A 1,674-nucleotide genomic window follows, 5' to 3' on the forward strand; every position below is an offset into this window, starting at 1 on the left:
GCACTGGAAAATCAACGACTTAAGCGATCTTGTTCAAAGTCGGCACTGGAAAATCAACGACTTAAGCGATCTTGTTCAAAGTCGCATTAACAAACCTTGCCAACAAGGACACCCATTCCCACCGTCAGCCCCGTCTCCGAAACAGCAGCAGCAACGCCAGCGGCCGGCTCCGCCGCGGCACCGGCGAGCGTGCCCGCCGCGATGGCCTGGCGGCTCGACATCGCGGTGCAGAYGCCCGCGCATGCCGCGCTCGGCGACCTGCTGAGCTATGCCAGTCCCGCCGCCCTGGTGCCCGGCACGCTGGTGCGGGTGCCGCTGGGCCGGCGCGAGGTGCTTGGCGTGGTCTGGAATCCGCCGGTCTCGCTCGAAAATGCCGAGCCCGACATGGCCCTGAAGCCCGTGGGCGCCGCGCTGGACGCGCTGGCCCCGCTCGGGGAGGCCTGGCGCGACCTCGTCGCCTTTGCCGCGCGCTACTACCAGCGCTCGATCGGCGAGATCGCCCTGGCCGCCCTGCCGCCGCAGCTGCGCGACCTGAGCGGAACGCAGCTGGCGCGCCGCCTCAAGCGCAAGACGGCCGCCGGCCCGGTGGCCGAGACGGCCGAGGCCGCCCACCCGGTCGCGCTGAGCGCGGAGCAGACGGCCGCGCTGGCCCGCATCGAGGCGGGCGAGGCCGGCACCTTCCTCCTGGTCGGCAGCACCGGCAGCGGCAAGACCGAGGTCTACCTGCGCTGCGTGGCCGACCTGCTCGCGGCCGACCCCGGCGCGCAGGCGCTGGTGATGGTGCCCGAGATCAACCTGACGCCGCAGCTCGAAGCGCGCTTCAAGGCGCGCTTCGGCGACGACGCGGTGGTGTCGCTGCACAGCGGCATGACSAACCCGCAGCGCCTSGCGAGCTGGCTSGCGGCRCACTGCGGCGCSGCGCGCATCGTGCTGGGCACGCGCATGGCGGTGTTCGCGTCGATKCCGGGCCTGAAGCTCGTGGTGGTCGACGAGGAGCACGACCCCAGCTACAAGCAGCAGGAAGGCGCGCGGTATTCGGCGCGTGACCTCGCCGTCTGGCGCGGCCAGCGGGAGGGCGCGAAGGTCATCCTCGGCTCGGCCACGCCCTCGCTCGAAAGCTGGCACCAGAGCCGCCCCGCCGAGGGCGAGGACCCGGGCGGGCGCTATGTGCGGCTGGCCATGCCGTCGCGCATCGGCGCCGGCGAGCTGCCCACGGTGCGGCTGGTCGACATGAACCTGCAGCCGCCCAAGACCGTGATCTCGGCCGCGCTGCTCGACGCCATCGGCCAGCGCATCGCGCGCGGCGAGCAGAGCATGGTGTTCCTGAACCGCCGCGGCTATGCGCCGGTGCTGGCCTGCGCCGACTGCGGCTGGAAAAGCGAATGCCCGCACTGCAGCGCCTACCGCGTGTTCCACAAGATCGACCGCACGCTGCGCTGCCACCACTGCGGCTTCACCGAGCGCGTGCCGCGCGCCTGCCCTTCCTGCGGCAACCCCGACATCGCGCCCGTGGGCCGCGGCACCGAGCGGCTCGAAGAACACCTGGCGGAGCTGTTCGCGGCGGTGACGCGGCCCGACGGCAGCGCCATACGCATCGCGCGCATCGACGCCGACAGCACCAAGAAACAGGGCGCGCTCGAATCGCAGCTCGCGGCCGTGCATTCGGGCGAGGTC

At 71.6% G+C, this 1,674-nt stretch carries 1 protein-coding gene; it reads left to right on the forward strand.

The annotated features are described in order from the left end of the window. Positions 1 to 201: 201 nt before the first annotated feature. The coding region (priA, locus tag AC1DOC_RS32685; RefSeq protein WP_478131442.1) for a replication restart helicase PriA at positions 202 to 1,674 on the forward strand (1,473 nt) is incomplete at its 3' end.

The organism is Variovorax sp. 01T439_2 (assembly GCF_056398445.1).